The organism is Sphingomonas sp. LHG3443-2, from assembly GCF_049896405.1.
GTDB lineage: Bacteria > Pseudomonadota > Alphaproteobacteria > Sphingomonadales > Sphingomonadaceae > Sphingomicrobium.
On sequence record NZ_JAFCUG010000001.1, the window covers coordinates 922,488 to 936,803 of the forward strand.

20 protein-coding genes are annotated in these 14,316 nt (G+C 66.7%); 9 read left to right on the forward strand and 11 right to left on the reverse strand.

Translation table 11 applies throughout. The annotated features are described in order from the left end of the window. Positions 1–3 precede the first annotated feature (3 nt). The 3 genes from paaD to hppD are packed head-to-tail and all read right to left on the reverse strand — an operon-like array spanning position 4 to position 2,719. Positions 4–435: a 1,2-phenylacetyl-CoA epoxidase subunit PaaD gene (gene paaD / locus ACP69Z_RS04560; RefSeq protein ID WP_426266349.1), complete on the reverse strand. Its 432-nt coding sequence runs from the start codon at positions 433–435 to the stop codon at positions 4–6. Beyond that, positions 435–1,637: a 3-oxoadipyl-CoA thiolase gene (gene pcaF, locus ACP69Z_RS04565; protein WP_426266350.1), complete on the reverse strand. Its 1,203-nt coding sequence runs from the start codon at positions 1,635–1,637 to the stop codon at positions 435–437. The genes paaD and pcaF overlap by 1 nt, the downstream gene beginning before the upstream one ends. Continuing rightward, complete coding sequence (hppD, locus tag ACP69Z_RS04570) at positions 1,634–2,719, reverse strand: 4-hydroxyphenylpyruvate dioxygenase (RefSeq protein ID WP_426266351.1); 1,086 nt, start codon at positions 2,717–2,719, stop codon at positions 1,634–1,636. The genes pcaF and hppD overlap by 4 nt, the downstream gene beginning before the upstream one ends. 66 nt (positions 2,720–2,785) lie before the next feature. Here hppD and ACP69Z_RS04575 point away from each other — a divergent pair, with 66 nt between their 5' ends. After that, positions 2,786–3,034, forward strand: coding sequence for a 4a-hydroxytetrahydrobiopterin dehydratase (locus ACP69Z_RS04575; RefSeq protein ID WP_426266352.1), 249 nt, complete (start codon positions 2,786–2,788; stop codon positions 3,032–3,034). After that, the gene (locus tag ACP69Z_RS04580) at positions 3,031–4,560 is read left to right on the forward strand and encodes a tryptophan halogenase family protein (RefSeq protein WP_426266353.1); all 1,530 of its coding nucleotides are present in this window, start codon (positions 3,031–3,033) and stop codon (positions 4,558–4,560) included. Before ACP69Z_RS04575 ends, ACP69Z_RS04580 begins: the two co-directional genes overlap by 4 nt. On the opposite strand, the gene ACP69Z_RS04585 is transcribed toward ACP69Z_RS04580, so the two are convergent. Both ACP69Z_RS04585 and ACP69Z_RS04590 read right to left on the reverse strand, forming a co-directional pair. After that, positions 4,554–4,706, reverse strand: a complete 153-nt coding sequence (locus ACP69Z_RS04585; RefSeq protein WP_426266354.1) for a hypothetical protein — start codon at positions 4,704–4,706, stop codon at positions 4,554–4,556. The genes ACP69Z_RS04580 and ACP69Z_RS04585 overlap by 7 nt on opposite strands. Before the next feature lie 14 nt (positions 4,707–4,720). Next, entirely contained in the window at positions 4,721–5,050 is a 330-nt protein-coding gene (locus tag ACP69Z_RS04590; protein WP_426266355.1) for a DOPA 4,5-dioxygenase family protein, read from the reverse strand. 227 nt (positions 5,051–5,277) lie between these two features. Here ACP69Z_RS04590 and ACP69Z_RS04595 point away from each other — a divergent pair, with 227 nt between their 5' ends. Then, a complete protein-coding gene (locus ACP69Z_RS04595) occupies positions 5,278–6,036 on the forward strand; it encodes a phenylalanine 4-monooxygenase (RefSeq protein ID WP_426266356.1) in 759 nt (252 codons plus the stop codon). Positions 6,037–6,076: 40 nt separating this feature from the next. Beyond that, positions 6,077–6,511, forward strand: a complete 435-nt coding sequence (locus ACP69Z_RS04600; protein WP_426266357.1) for a hotdog fold thioesterase — start codon at positions 6,077–6,079, stop codon at positions 6,509–6,511. Here ACP69Z_RS04600 and ACP69Z_RS04605 read toward each other — a convergent pair. Both ACP69Z_RS04605 and serS read right to left on the reverse strand, forming a co-directional pair. Then, entirely contained in the window at positions 6,508–7,212 is a 705-nt protein-coding gene (locus tag ACP69Z_RS04605) for an alpha/beta fold hydrolase (protein ID WP_426266358.1), read from the reverse strand. The genes ACP69Z_RS04600 and ACP69Z_RS04605 overlap by 4 nt on opposite strands. Further along, positions 7,203–8,489 (reverse strand): serine--tRNA ligase, encoded by a 1,287-nt coding sequence (gene serS / locus ACP69Z_RS04610; protein WP_426266359.1) that lies wholly within the window; start codon positions 8,487–8,489, stop codon positions 7,203–7,205. The genes ACP69Z_RS04605 and serS overlap by 10 nt, the downstream gene beginning before the upstream one ends. A gap of 29 nt (positions 8,490–8,518) precedes the next feature. Between serS and ACP69Z_RS04615 the strand changes: the two genes are divergently transcribed. Beyond that, a complete protein-coding gene (locus ACP69Z_RS04615) occupies positions 8,519–9,490 on the forward strand; it encodes a DUF808 domain-containing protein (RefSeq protein ID WP_426266360.1) in 972 nt (323 codons plus the stop codon). 8 nt (positions 9,491–9,498) lie between these two features. Continuing rightward, positions 9,499–9,828, forward strand: a complete 330-nt coding sequence (locus ACP69Z_RS04620) for a fluoride efflux transporter FluC (protein WP_426268046.1) — start codon at positions 9,499–9,501, stop codon at positions 9,826–9,828. On the opposite strand, the gene ACP69Z_RS04625 is transcribed toward ACP69Z_RS04620, so the two are convergent. Then, entirely contained in the window at positions 9,825–10,334 is a 510-nt protein-coding gene (locus ACP69Z_RS04625) for an acyloxyacyl hydrolase (RefSeq protein ID WP_426266361.1), read from the reverse strand. The genes ACP69Z_RS04620 and ACP69Z_RS04625 overlap by 4 nt on opposite strands. Positions 10,335–10,459: 125 nt before the next feature. On the opposite strand from ACP69Z_RS04625, the gene ACP69Z_RS04630 reads away from it, so the two are divergent. Beyond that, positions 10,460–10,960: a DUF4142 domain-containing protein gene (locus ACP69Z_RS04630; RefSeq protein WP_426266362.1), complete on the forward strand. Its 501-nt coding sequence runs from the start codon at positions 10,460–10,462 to the stop codon at positions 10,958–10,960. Positions 10,961–10,982: 22 nt separating this feature from the next. Here ACP69Z_RS04630 and ACP69Z_RS04635 read toward each other — a convergent pair whose 3' ends face one another. Beyond that, positions 10,983–11,543 carry a DUF2585 family protein gene (locus tag ACP69Z_RS04635; protein ID WP_426266363.1) on the reverse strand — a complete coding sequence of 187 codons (561 nt, stop codon included), beginning with the start codon at positions 11,541–11,543 and terminating at the stop codon, positions 10,983–10,985. After that, positions 11,534–12,424 carry a CDF family Co(II)/Ni(II) efflux transporter DmeF gene (gene dmeF, locus ACP69Z_RS04640; protein ID WP_426266364.1) on the reverse strand — a complete coding sequence of 297 codons (891 nt, stop codon included), beginning with the start codon at positions 12,422–12,424 and terminating at the stop codon, positions 11,534–11,536. The genes ACP69Z_RS04635 and dmeF overlap by 10 nt, the downstream gene beginning before the upstream one ends. A gap of 65 nt (positions 12,425–12,489) precedes the next feature. On the opposite strand from dmeF, the gene ACP69Z_RS04645 reads away from it, so the two are divergent. After that, a complete protein-coding gene (locus ACP69Z_RS04645) occupies positions 12,490–13,461 on the forward strand; it encodes a magnesium transporter CorA family protein (RefSeq protein ID WP_426266365.1) in 972 nt (323 codons plus the stop codon). On the opposite strand, the gene ACP69Z_RS04650 is transcribed toward ACP69Z_RS04645, so the two are convergent. Beyond that, entirely contained in the window at positions 13,458–13,655 is a 198-nt protein-coding gene (locus ACP69Z_RS04650) for a hypothetical protein (RefSeq protein ID WP_426266366.1), read from the reverse strand. The two genes, ACP69Z_RS04645 and ACP69Z_RS04650, sit on opposite strands and share 4 nt — an antisense overlap. 159 nt (positions 13,656–13,814) lie before the next feature. Between ACP69Z_RS04650 and ACP69Z_RS04655 the strand changes: the two genes are divergently transcribed. Next, on the forward strand, positions 13,815–14,267 hold the full coding sequence (locus tag ACP69Z_RS04655) for a low affinity iron permease family protein (RefSeq protein WP_426266367.1): 453 nt from the start codon (positions 13,815–13,817) through the stop codon (positions 14,265–14,267). The last annotated feature ends 49 nt before the right edge of the window (positions 14,268–14,316 follow it).

Below are 14,316 nucleotides of genomic sequence, written 5' to 3' on the forward strand. Positions count from 1 at the left end.
GGCTCAGTGGCATTTGAAGCGGTCGAACGGCTCCAGGCAATCGCGGCAGCGCCATTGGGACTTGCACGGGGTGGAGCCGAAGCGGCTGACTTCCTCGACCTCCGCCGAGCCGCATTGCGGGCAGTGGACCTCGCCCGAGCGCTCCGGCGGGGCGATGCCGTAGCGCCGCAGCTTCTCGCGGCCTTCGGCGGTGATCCAGTCGGTGGTCCACGGCGGGCTGATCACCGTCTCGATCTGCGTGGAGCGATAGCCGGCGGCGTCGAGCGCGGCGCGGATCGATTGCTCGATGAACAGGGTCGCGGGGCAGCCGGAGTAGGTCGGGGTGATCACGACGCGCTCGGCCGACACTTCGCGGACGATGCCGAGTTCGACCACCGAGACGACCGGGATCTCGGGATCGGGGACTTCGGTGAGGACGTCCCAGATCGCCTGCATCACACCCGCTCGATCACCATGGCGATGCCCTGCCCAACGCCGATGCACATGGTGGCAAGGCCGTAGCGGCCGCCGGTCTGCTCGAGCTGCAGCGCCGCGGTGCCGGCGAGGCGCGCGCCGCTCATGCCGAGTGGGTGACCGAGTGCGATGGCGCCGCCATTGGGGTTCACTCGCGCATCGTCGTCGGGGAGGCCAAGCTGGCGGAGGACGGCGAGGCCCTGCGCGGCAAACGCTTCGTTGAGTTCGATAACATCCATCTGATCGAGGGTAAGGCCGAGGCGGCCGAGCAGCTTGGTCGTCGCCGGCGCCGGGCCGATACCCATGATGCGGGGCGGGACGCCAGCTACCGCGCAGCCCAGCACGCGGGCCTTGGGCGTGAGGCCGAACCGCTTCGCGGTTTCTTCCGAAGCGATCAGCAGCGCGGCGGCACCGTCGTTGACGCCCGAGGCATTGCCGGCGGTGACGGTGCCGTCCTTTCGGACGATCGGCTTGAGCGCGGTGAGCTTGTCGAGCGGGGTGAGACGGGGGTGCTCGTCCTTGTCGACGGTGGTCACTTCGCCCTTGCGGCCGGGAATGTCGACGCCGACGATCTCGGCGGCAAAGCGGCCGTTCGCTTGCGCAGCGGCGGCCTTTTCCTGGCTCCGCAGCGCGAACAGGTCCTGGTCCTCGCGGCCGACATTAAACTCGTCGGCTACATTTTCGGCGGTGCTCGGCATGGTGTCGTCGCCGTACGCATCGCGCATCTTCGGATTGACGAAGCGCCAGCCAATAGTGGTGTCGTAGATCTCGGCATTGCGGTCGAAGGCGCTGGTCGCCTTGGCCATGACGAACGGCGCGCGGCTCATGCTTTCGGAGCCGCCTGCGATCAGCAGGTCGCCTTCGCCCGAGCGGATGGCGCGGGCCGCCATCGCCACCGCATCAAGGCCCGAGCCGCACAAGCGGTTCAGGGTCACGCCGCCGCTGTCGTGAGGCAAGCCGGCTAGCAGTCCAGCCATGCGCGCGAGGTTGCGATTATCCTCGCCCGCCTGGTTGGCGCAGCCGAGGATGATGTCGTCGAGCGCAGCCCAGTCGACCCCTGCATTGCGGTCCTTCAGCGCACGGACCGGAATGGCAGCAAGGTCGTCGGCACGGACGGAGCTCAGCGCCCCGCCGTAGCGGCCGATTGGGGTGCGGACGTAATCGCAGATGAAGGCGTCGGTCATTCCGCCGAGATGACCCCGCGGCGGATCTGATCAAGCTCGATGCTCTCGAACAGCGCCTTGAAATTGCCTTCGCCGAAGCCTTCGTTCCCCTTTCGCTGGATCAGCTCGTAGAAGATCGGACCGATCACTTCCTGGGTGAAGATCTGCAGCAGCAGGCCTTGGCCTTCGGTCGGCGCACCGTCGAGGAGGATGCGGCGCTTCTTCAGTTCTTCCATCGGCTCGCCATGCTCCGGCACGCGGGCGTCGAGCAGGTCGTAGTACGTGTCCGGCGTGTCCTGGAACGGAATGCCGCGCGACTTCAGGATGTCGACCGAGCCGTAGATGTCGGTGGTGCCGAGCGCGATGTGCTGGATGCCTTCGCCATTATACTTGCGAAGGAATTCCTCGATCTGGCTCTTGTCGTCCTGGCTTTCGTTCAGCGGGATGCGGATCTTGCCGCAGGGAGACGTCATCGCCTTGGAGAACAGGCCGGTGACCTTGCCCTCGATGTCGAAGTAGCGGATCTCGCGGAAGTTGAAGAGCTTCTCGTAGAACTCGGCCCAGTGGTTCATGCGCCCGCGGCGGACGTTGTGGGTCAGGTGGTCGAGATAGGTGAGGTGGCTTGCGCTCGCCTCCATCGCCTCTTCGTGGCCGGGTAGGTAGTCGAACAGGTCGGCGTAGGCGTCGCCGTGGTCGCCGTAGCGGTCGATCAGATACAGCAGCGAGCCGCCGATGCCCTCGATCGCCGGCCAGCCGAGGCCCTTCGCCGTCACGTCGGTGGCGCCAAGTTCCAGCGCGCGGGCGTGGGCCGCGGCGGCGTCCTTGACGCGGAAGGCCATGGCGACCGCGCTTGGCCCATGCTCCTTGGAGAAGTCCGCCGCATGGCTTTCGTCATGGGCGTTGATGAGGAAGTTGATGTCGCCCTGGCGGTGCAGGGTGATGTCCTGGCTGCGGTGCTTGGCGACCGCCGGAAAGCCCAATTGGGCGAACAGGTCGCGCAGCAGCTGGGGTTCGGGCGCGGCATATTCGACGAACTCGAAGCCGTCGGTGCCCATCGGATTGTCGAGGCCGAGCGGCCCCTTTTCGAGCGTGGCGGTGGCCATGGGAATGTCTCCTTGTCAGCGGTCCCTTGCGCCGGGCATGGTCGCTTTTCAAGCTGGAGGCTGGGCATGGCGTGGGAAGAACGGGACGGTGCGCTGTGGCGGAGCTTCGTGTTCGCGGATTTCTCGGCTGCGTTCGGCTTTTTGACGCGGGTCGCGCTGGAAGCGGAGAAGGCGGATCATCATCCGGAGTTCACCAGCGTCTGGAATCGGGTCGACTTCCGCCTGACCAGCCATGATGCGGGCGGGGTTACGGAGCGGGATCGTGCCTTGGCAGACGTGATCGACCGGCTCGCCGCCCTTTGCGGGGCCAAGTGACGGAGGCGCTGCCGCCGGACGCGATCCGCGAGATCGTGGTGGTGGGCGGCGGAACGGCCGGGTGGATGGCGGCGAGCGCGCTGGTGACGCTATTGCCCCAGGGCACGCGCATCACGCTGATCGAATCGGACGAGATCGGGATCGTCGGTGTCGGCGAAGCCACCATTCCGCCGATCCGGGCCTTCAACCGAATGGTGGGAATCGGCGAAGACGAGTTCCTGCGGGCGACCCAAGGCACGTTCAAGCTCGGCATCGAGTTCGTCGATTGGGGCGGACAAGGGCGGCGCTATTTCCACCCGTTCGGGCCACATGGGCAGGATCTGCGCGGGGTCAATTTTCACCAGCTTTATCTGAGCGCCGCCAAGCGGCGCGAGATGCCGCCGATCGAACAATGGTCGATGAGCGCGGTGGCGGCGGCACAAGGGCGCTTCGCACGGCCCGATGCGGCGGCGCGGCTGCCGTTCAGCCAGCTCGATTTCGCCTTTCACTTCGACGCCGGGCTCTATGCCCGTTTCCTGCGCGGCATCGCGGAGAAACGCGGAGTCGTGCGGCGCGAAGGCAAGATCACTGGCTGGGAGCAGGACGGCGAGACGGGGCATGTGTCGAGCGTCACGTTGGCAAGCGGCGAGCAGATCGGCGGCGAGCTGTTCCTCGATTGCTCCGGCTTTCGCGGGCTGCTGATCGAAGGAGTTCTCGAGGCGGGCTACGAGGAATGGACGCACTGGCTGCCGTGCGACCGGGCCGTGGCGGTTCCCTGCGCGCTGGCGGGCGATCCGGACCCGTTCACCCGCTCGACCGCGCGCGGGGCGGGATGGCAGTGGCGCATCCCCTTGCAGCACCGGATCGGCAACGGGATCGTCTATTCCTCGGCGCGCATGAGCGCGGACGAAGCGGCGGCGCTGCTGTTGGCGAACCTCGACGGGGAAGCGCTGGCGGAGCCGCGCCAGCTTTCGTTCACGACCGGACGGCGCAAGCTGGCGTGGAGCGGGAATGTGGTGGCGCTGGGGCTGTCGAGCGGGTTCCTGGAACCGCTGGAATCGACCAGCATCCACCTCATTCAGAGCGGCATTCAGAAGCTGCTGGCGCTGTTCCCGGACCGGCGGTTCGATCCGGTCGAGCGGGACGAATACAACCGCCAGATGCAGGACGTGTTCGAGGACGTCCGCGACTTCATCATCCTCCACTACAAGGCGTCGCGGCGGGACGATTCCGATTTCTGGAAGTCTTGCCGCGACATGGCCGTGCCGGACAGCCTCGCGGGCAAGCTCGCGCTATGGAACGCCAAAGGGCGGCTGTTCCGCGGGGGGCGGGAGCTGTTCGGGACGGCGAGCTGGGTCGCGGTGCTGCTGGGGCAAGGCATCACGCCAGCGGCGAGCGAGCCGATTGCTGCAACCCCGCCGGCCGACTGGGTCGACGATGTGCTAGCGCAGATGCACCGAAGTTACGCGCATTTCGCGGGGCACATGCCGACCCACGGCGAGTTTCTCCGTGCAAACTGCGACGCGAGAAGGGGGACGCCTCAGTAAGGGCGGCCGTGGAGCTTCTTGTTCTTGTTGGCGCCAAGCACCGCGCCGACGATGCCGCCGATGATCGGGCCGACGATCGGCACCGGGATCGCGATAATGGCGCCCACGGCAGCATATTTGGCGATGCGCTTGCCTTCGTCGGTCATTCTCTTGGGTCCTTTCAGTCGAACATGGCGGTGGCGAGCGGCTCGCTTGGGCCGAACCAGATCACGTGCTCCGTGTGGTCCGAACGATCGTCGCCCGTGGAGGGATGCGCGAAAACGGTAAGGTCGCGACGATGCAGCGGCAGCCAGCAGGCGACTTCGCCGAAGCGGTCGGGCGCGACCGTCAGTTGGACCGAGCCGCGCGGGTGGGGGCCGACCGGGCCAGTGTGGAAGTGGCCGACCGCCGCGCCGAACCGCTCCGCCACGTCGGCCACGACGGCGCGGGCAAGGTCGACCTCGGCGGCATCGAAGTAAAGGTGCACGTGAAAGTCGCGCGGCGTCGTCATGCGAGAGACATGGGTATGCTGGTGCCCGAGCAAAAGGGCCAGCTTCCATTCAGTCGGGTTTGCGGATAGGAAGGAGCCATGACCGCGCACGTCGCCATCGCCGCTTATTATTACCTCCACGAGGTGGGGATCGGCTGACGCGCGTCTTTTGAAGACCGGTTACTCGCCACCCCGCCAGGCCACTGCCCGGCGGGGTTTTTCGTGTTCGTTTCACAAGGACCAGACCCATGTTCAAGACCTTCCACCATGCCGAAGCCGATCCGCAGCTGCCGGGCTGGCAGGCTTATGTGGTGGACCAGGGGTGGAGTCGCTTCAGCGCGGAGGATCACGAGACGTGGGACATCCTCTATGCCCGCCAGACCAAGCTGCTGACGGGGCGGATCGTGCGCCGCTTCAAGGAGGGGCTTGGTCAGGTCGGCCTAGGCGAGGGCGGCATTCCGGAGCTTGGGCGTTTGAATGCCAAGCTGCATCCGCTGACGGGCTGGCGATGTGTGGCGGTAGCGGGGCTGGTGCCGGACGAGGCCTTCTTTGCCATGCTGGCGGCGCGGGTGTTTCCGATCGGTAATTTCATCCGGACGCGGGCCGAACTCGATTACCTGGAGGAGCCCGACTGCTTCCACGACTTGTTCGGGCACGTGCCGATGCTGGCCGACCAGGCGGTGGCCGATGCCATGCAGCGCTTCGGCGAGACCGGTGTGGAGGCGATCGCGGTCGGTGAGGGTGACAAGGTGGCGCGTCTCTACTGGCATACGATCGAGTTCGGGCTGGTGCGCGAGGACGGCGCGGTGCGCATCCTTGGCGCTGGGCTGGCGTCGAGCTTTGGCGAAGCGCTGAAGAGCCTCGATGACCCGACAATCGAGAGGCGGCGCTTCAGCCCGGAGGCGGCGGCCGCGACGCCTTACCGGCATGATGCGATGCAGCCGCTCTACCTCGTCGCCGACGGGATGGATGCGGTCGTGGCGGCGCTGGAAGGGCCATTGCCGTGAGGCTGGCGCGGCGGCGGCGGTTCTGCTTAGCCTGCCGCGCATGAGCATCTGGCACCATCCCGAGATCGACTTCGACGCCGCCACCAGCTTTGGCGACAACAGCATGCCGGGGCATCTCGGCATCCGGATCACGGCGCGGGGCGACAATTGGCTGGAAGCGACCATGCCGGTCGACCGGCGGACGCATCAGCCGTTCGGGCGGCTCCACGGCGGGGCGAGCGTGGCGCTGGCCGAGACGGTGGCGAGCGTTGCCGGCGCATTGACGGTGGATCCGGCCGAGAAGGTGGTGGTGGGCCTAGAGATCAACGCCAATCACATTCGCCCGGTGCGTGACGGGATCGTCACCGCGCGCGCCATTGCCGAGGCGATCGGACGTACCACGCAGGTATGGACGATCCGGATCACCGACGAGCGCGGCAAGCTCGTCTGCCTGTCGCGGATCACGCTGGCGGTGATCCCGGTCCAGCAGGCCTAGGCGACACCCCGCTCGGCGAGGAAGCGGCTGGTTTGGCGCACCACCTCGCGAGTGGTGGCGCGCGAAACGCCGAAGGCCATGTGATTGCAGGTGAGTTCGATTTGCTGGTCGCTCTCACTCGGCTCGCCGCGCGCGCAGGCCGGGGCGACGATGCCGTCGCGGCGCGACCAGAAGGCAAGCGTCGGCACCGGCGGTTTGTCGGAGATCCGCGGGACAGGCGGGTTATCGACGGGGTGGCCTGCGACCCATTCGTAGAAGCGCCAGACGTTGTTGCCGCGCACGTCGCCGGAGAAGGGCGAGCCGAGCGTCACGACGGCGGAGACGAGGTCTGGACGGTGGCGGGCGAGTTCGCGGGCGAACAGGCCGCCGAGGCTCCAGCCGATCACCAGCACAGGTGCGCCGCCTCCGATCTCGAGCAGCCGCCGTTCGAGCCGCTCCAGCGTATCCGCCCGCGCTCCGCGATTGAGGCCCATTGACCACGGGTGCGTGCGCCAGCCCGCGGCGGCAAAGGCGCGGCGAAGCTCCATGGTCGTTCGGTCGGTGGCGACGAAGCCGGGGATGACCAATGCCGGCGGACCGTCGACCGGCCCGCGCGGTCCAAGGTGGCCGAAGCTGTTGAGGACGCGCGGGGCGAGGCTCAGCGCCTCGGTGAGGCGGCGACAGCCCGGCGGGGCCCTGGTGTCGTCGCGGCTCAGAGCCACTCGCCGCCCATCAGTCCCTGTAGCGCCTTTGGCAGGCGGACGCGGCCGTCTTCGGTCTGATGGTTCTCCAGCAGCGGCACGAGGATGCGGGGGCTCGCCAGCGCGGTGTTGTTGAGGGTGTGGGCGTAACGCACCTTGCCGTCCGCATCGCGGTAGCGAAGGTTGGCCCGGCGGGCCTGCCAATCGTGCAGGGTCGAGCAGCTGTGCGTCTCGCGATATTTGCCGAGCGAAGGCACCCAGCTCTCGATGTCATTCATCCGGAATTTGCCGAGGCCCATGTCGCCGGTCGAGGTCTCGATCACCTGATAGGGGATCTCCAGGTCGGTCAGCAGCTCTTCGGCGAGCCCAAGCAGCTTGGCGTGCCATTCCGCCGAGACGGCTTCATCGGCCTCGCAGATCACGAACTGCTCGACCTTGGCGAACTGATGCACGCGCAGCAGGCCGCGGACGTCGCGCCCGGCGCTGCCAGCTTCGCGGCGGAAGCAGGGCGAGTAGCCGGCGTAGAGGACGGGGCCCTTGCCGAGATCAAGGATCTCGCCTGAATGGAGCGAAGTCAGCGCGACCTCGGCGGTGCCGGCCAGCCACAGGTCGTCATTTCGAAGCTGGTAGGTTTCTTCCTTGTGGCCAGGGAACTGGCCCTGGCGGACGAAGGCTTCCTCGCGGACCAGCGCAGGCACGGTGATCGGAGTGAAGCCCGCGCCGGCGATCTTGGTCAGCGCCCAGCTCATCAGCACGGTCTCAAGCAGGGCAAGGCGTCCCTTGAGGCAATATTGGCGGCTGCCCGAGACCTGGACGATGCGGCCGAGGTCGGCCCAGTCGTTCATCTCGCACAATTCGACATGGTCGCGCGGGGTGAAGCCGAACTCGGGCACCGCGCCTTCGGTGCGGATCACGACATTGCTGTTCTCGTCGGGGCCGATCGGGGCGCCGTCCCACGGAATGTTCGGGAGGCGGAGGAGCGAGTCGCGAAGCTCCGTCTCCTTTTCGGCGATACCGGCTTCGAGTTCGGACGCGCGGGCGCCCGCCTCCTTGGCGCGGCGGCCTAGCTCGGCCCTTTCCTCGGGCGAAGCGGTCTTGAAGCCGGCCGAGATGGCATTGCGTTCGGCGCGCAGGCGGTCGACCTCGGTCTTGTTGGCCCGCACCTCGCTTTCGAGCGCAAGAATGGCGTCGAGGTCGAGCGCGACATTCTTCTGGCTTGCCGCGCGGGCGACGAGATCACGGTTCTGGCGGAGAAAGGCGAGGTCCAGCATGTCGGCGCGGATGCGCGAATTGCGCACGGCGTGCAAGTTCGCCTAAGCGAGCGCCCATGCCTTCAGGTCTTATCGCGCTCCTCGACGACGTCGCCACCCTCACCAAGCTTGCCGCGGCGAGCATGGACGATATCGGAGCGGCGGTCGGCAAGGCCGGGTCCAAGGCGGCGGGTGTCGTCATCGACGATACGGCGGTCACCCCGCGCTATGTCACCGGTCTGGCGCCGGAGCGCGAGCTGCCGATCATCGGCAAGATCGCGCTTGGAAGCCTCAAGAACAAGTTGCTGATCATCCTGCCGGTCGCGCTGTTTCTGTCGTGGCTGGGGCAGCGGATCGGGTTCGACCTCATCACTCCGCTGCTGATGTGCGGCGGCGCTTATCTCTGCTTCGAAGGTGCGGAGAAATTGTGGGAAAAGGTCGCCGGCGATCATCACGATACAGAGGAACTGCTCGCCTGCGACGACCCCGCTGAGCTGGAACAACGGCAGGTGGCGGGTGCGATCCGCACCGACTTCATCCTGTCGGCCGAGATCATGGTCATCGCGCTGGCGGCGCTGGAATTGACCGCCTTGTGGCTCGAAGCCGCGGTGCTCGCGGTGGTCGGGATTGCGATCACCGTGGCGGTCTATGGGACGGTCGGGCTGATCGTGAAACTCGATGACATCGGCCTGCACCTCGCCTCCAAGGGCGGGGCGATCGCCGCGTTCGGGCGCGGCTTGGTGCGGGGCGTGCCCAAGCTCCTCGCCGCGCTGTCGGTGATCGGCACCGCCGCGATGCTGTGGGTCGGCGGGCAGATCCTGCTCCACGGCATGGAAGTGCTGCACATCGGCGAGGCGCTGCCGCACTTCACGCATGAGCTGGCCAACAAGGGCGCGGCGGCGCTTGGGTTCTGGGAGGCCGCCTGGGCGTGGATCCTGAACGCGCTGTTCGGCGCGATCGTCGGGATCATCGTCGGCGCGGTGATCGTCGGCGTCCTCCACCTGCTGCCCAGCCGCAAGGCGGCGAGCGCCGAGGCCGGGGCACCCTGAGCGGGCTGCTGGTTTTCGTCGGCGGCGGCAGCGGCGCGCTGCTGCGCTGGTGCCTTGGCGGGCTGGTGACGAGCCCGTGGGGGATCCTTGCGGTCAACATCGTCGGCTGTCTCGCCATGGGGCTGCTCGCCGGCTGGCTTGGCCGAAGCGGCGGCTCGGAGCAGGCGCGGCTGTTGCTCGGCGTCGGGCTGCTTGGCGGCTTCACCACCATGAGCGCGTTTGCGCTGGATACGGTGATGCTGTGGACCCGCGCACCAGGCACGGCGCTCACCTATGCCGGGCTGACGATCGCCGGATCAGTGGCTGGCCTGGCAGTTGGCCTGACGATCGCGCACTAGAGCCGAACATTCAGGCGAACGCCGACGTTGTCGATGCCGGGGTTCTGCTTGCCCGCCAGCTGTGCGTGGCTGAAGTGGACCCAGCTCGCTTCCACCCCGATGCGGTCGGTGACCTGCGCGCCCACGGCAAGCTCGGGCGCGAACAGCACGCGGCTGCCGAGCGCGAGGCGGTCGGGAAGATCGACCTTGGACGCCGAACCATCATGAATGGCGAGCCCGACGCCTGGCCGGACATAGACGCCGCGGCCGAACCTGGCCGACAGCCCGGCGGCAAGGAAGTTCGTGCCGCCGTCCGTGTTGATCTGGCCGAATACATAAGGCTGGAACAGGGTGCCGCCGATCCCGACGCCGCGCAGCCCCACGCTGACATCAGCCCCGCCTTCGCGATCCGAATTAAGGCTGAGCGGCGTCTTGACGCCATGCGCGTGAAGGCCGGCGAACACCTCGGCCGCCGAGGCCACGCCCGGCACGGCGAGAAGGGCAGCGAGCAGGACAGCGATTCTCATTATCGCTCCAACATAGATTAGAAAGCCCGTAGGCGCCAAGCACTTGAGCGCGCGATGAACGGAACTTCAACGCCGGTCGCGGCTTGAGGGTTGCTGTCACCCCCAACCGATCATGGAGTGCTCTCATGCGTCGCCTTGCTTCCCTTGCTCTTGTTGCTTCTCTTGGCGGTCTGAGCCTGTCCGGCTGCGCCACCGCGCCCGGCATGGCCATGAGCCCGCGCGCCGCGCCGGCGTTCGTCGCCATGGCCGCATCCTCGGACATGTACGAGATCGAAAGCAGCCGGATGGCATTGCAGCGGACCCAGGTGCCGATGCTGCGAATGCATGCGGAGATGATGATTCGCGATCACACCAACACCACTGCGCAGCTCAAGGCCGCGGCAACCAGCGCCGGGCTTGGCGTGCCCGCCCAGATGGTGCCCATGCACGCGCAGATGCTGAACGAGCTGTCGCGTTCGTCCAACTTCGATGCCACCTATCGCGCCCAGCAGCTCACCAGCCATCGCCAGGCCCTGGCCTTGCATGAGAATTACGCCCGCAACGGCGACGTGCCGCAGCTTCGCGGAGTTGCGGCTGCCGCGGTGCCGGTGGTGCGCGGACACCTCGACCACCTGACCCGCATGTAAGGCGTGCGAGGCGGCGGGGGCGTCAGGCTCCCGCTTGCCACGCGCGGATCGACGCGTCCGGGCTGAGCAGCATCCAGATGTTCAGCGTCAGATTGTCGCGGATGATCGCCAGCGGAATCAGCTCCAGCACCAGCACGATCATCACGCTCGCCCACACCGGCACCCGCGCCGCCACGAGAAAGCCGGCGGCCATCAGCGCGATGTCGCTGACCGAATTCAGCACCGAATCGCCGCGGTAGCCGAGCGCAATCGTCGCCTCCCGATAGCGATTGATGATGACCGGCGAATTCTCGACGATTTCCCACGCCGCTTCGACCAGGGTGGCGGCAAGCAGCTTCTCGCCCGGCTTCCACCGCTTCGCGACGAGGTGCAGCAAGCCGTAGAAGAGGAAGCCGTGGACGACGTGGCTGGCGCTGTACCAGTCGAGCAGCATCTGGCTCTGCTTAGCACCGACGGGGCCCCACAGCTCGATCAGGCCGCCCTTGTAGGTGAGCGGCCGCCCCATCAACCACAGGATGGCGGCGGTGCCGACGATGACGAGGACAACGGCCAGAAACGGCCGGAACGACTTGCTCACGCGCATTCCACGGTCAGATGGGCGATCCTCTTGTCGTCGCCGAGGCGGCGGCGGATCTCGCTTGCGGGGGCTCCGGTGGCGGCGACGATGGCGGCGTAGCGGCCGGGGCCGACCGCCCACAGGTGCCAGTCGTGCACGATAACGTCGCCGGGACCTTCGATGCGGCGCTTTAGGTCATCGCAGAGCTTCTGGTCCGGGACCTTGTCGAGAAGAACGGCGGCAGTCTCGGCGATGAGGCCGCGGCTCCAGTTCAGGATAACCACCGCGCCGACCACGCCGACAGCAGCGTCGAGCCAGTTCACCCCGAACCACCAGCCCGCTGCCAGCGCCGCGATCGCGAGCACGCTGGTCAGCGCATCGGCAAGGACGTGGAGATAGGCCGAGCGAAGGTTGTGATCGTGGCCGTGGGCATGATCGTGATGGTGGTCGTCGTGATCGTGGCCATGGTCATGCCCGTGTCCAAGCAGGGCGGCACTGGCGAGATTCACCAGAAGCCCGATCACCGCAACCACCAGCGCTTCGCCGTAAGCGACGGTGCGCGGCTCGAACAAGCGAACGCCGCTTTCGTAGAGGATGCCGAGCGCCACCGCGGCGAGCCCGAGCGCGGACGCAAACCCGGCGAGGCTGCCGACCTTGCCCGTTCCCCAGCTATAACGCTGATCGCCATTGTTGCGCTTGGCAAAGCTGTAGGCGAGCGCACTGACCCCAAGCGCCAGCGTGTGCGTTGCCATGTGCCAGCCGTCGGCGACCAGCGCCATCGACCCGGTGATGGTGCCCGAGACAATTTCGGCAACCATCATCACGGCGCTCAGCATCACCACCCAGCGGGTGCGGCGGGCATTGCGATCGTGAGCATCGCCGAGGAAGTCGTGGGCGTGAGTGGCCATCACGCCTCTGGCTAGGGCAGCGTCCGACCCTTGCCAAGGCGGAGTTGTCAGGCCCAGAAAGCGCCATGCTGCGTGCTTATGGTCCCGATTGCGACGGTTCGGTCATCACCGCCGAAGGTCGCATCCCCGCTACCGCGACTTGGATCGACCTTGAGGAACCGACCGCCCAAGAGGAGCAACTGGTCGAACGGTCGCTGGGCTTTGCGGTGCCGACCCGCGAGGACATGGTCGAGATCGAGCCATCGAGCCGGCTGTACGAGCGCGACGGCGCGCTGGTGATGACGGTCAGCGTGCTGTTCGGGGTGCAGGAAGGCCATCCGCAGAGCGAGCCTATCAGCTTCGTGCTCAAGGGCTCGAAGCTGGTCACGGTGCGCTATGTCACGCCCAAGCCGTGGCTTGCTTTCAGCCGGGAGGCGAGGAGCGAGGTGCCGCTGGTCAAGGACGCGACCACCGCTCTGACCCGGTTGTTCGATGCCATCGTCGACCGGCTGGCCGACGAGCTGGAGGACGCGGCCGTCGAGATCGAGCGATTGTCCCACCGGACCTTCCGCGGCGACGATGTGGAGCGCATTCCGACCAAGCAGCTGGAACAAGTCTTGCGGCGGATCGGACAGGTGCAGACGCTGATTGCCAAGATTCGCATCACCGCCGTCAGCACTGCACGAGCGCTGAGTTTTCTTGCCGCTTCGGACCGCTTGCACGGTCCGGAATGTGCGCGCACGCGCGATCTTATCGCCAGTCTCAGCACCGACGTCGCGGCGCTGATCGACCACAGTGCCTTTCAGTCGAGCCAGCTGACCTTCCTGCTCGACGCCAGCCTTGGCCTCATCAGCATCGAGCAGAATGCGGCCATGAAGTTGTTCAGCTGGGTGGCGGTGATCTTCCTGCCGCCGACGCTGATCGCGGGCATCTTCGGCATGAACTTCGTGCACATGCCGGAACTGGACGAGGTGTGGGGCTATCCGATGAGCCTCGCCCTCATGCTGGTCAGCGCGGTGCTGCCGCTATGGATTCTGAAGCGCCGGGGCTGGATTTAAGCGCGGAGGAGAAAGGTTGAGCCGGCCGACATGGTGGCAGGGTCGGCGCTGACCGGCTTGGCTGCTGCGGCAAGCCGGCGGGCGAACGCGATCCGCGCCATGCTGAGATCGCCGAGCGGGCGACCGTTACGACCAGCTTCGGCACGCTCGAAGGCGGCGAGACGGCGGTCGAAGGCCGGGCTGGTGAATGACATGACTTTACCCGCTTGGCACCGGGCATATTGCCGGCAACCTCGCACCAACCGGCCGGGCACATGAATGTTCCCGCCCCAAGGGATTCTTTTCGCACGGGGACTTGGCGGTGTGCGGAGCTCACCGGAAACAAGCGGCGGCAAGTTCGTTTGGCGCCCGTAATGGCAGAGCCCAAGAACCGCCTGGTGCAGATCGGCGACCGAGTGTCGGACAGCTTCTCGCGGCTGTTCGCGCATGCCGCGATGCAGATTGCGGTGATCATCTTCTGCGTTGCCTGGTTCTGGCTGGGGTTTCATGCCGATGGCCTCACCGCCGCTCTGTCGATCCTGGCGATCACGCTGACCCAGATGGTTCTGAACGGGCAATATGACCGCGAGGTAGAAGCCCGCCGGCGCGACGTCGCCATGCATGCCAAGCTCGACGAACTGATCCACGCCACCAAGCGCGCCCGCGACGAGTTGGCCGGGATCGAGGAGGAGCTGGACGAAAAGGAAATCCGCGAGCTTCGCGAAGAGGCCAAGGAGCTGGTCGAGGCGGCAGCCGTGCGCACCAACGACATCGCTGATGGCGAAAAGGCAAAGCGCGCTATCGAGCAGGTCGGGGACGGGCGCTAAGGCTCTTGTTCACGTGGGCGCGACGACGCCCTTTGCCGCCTCTCCATTC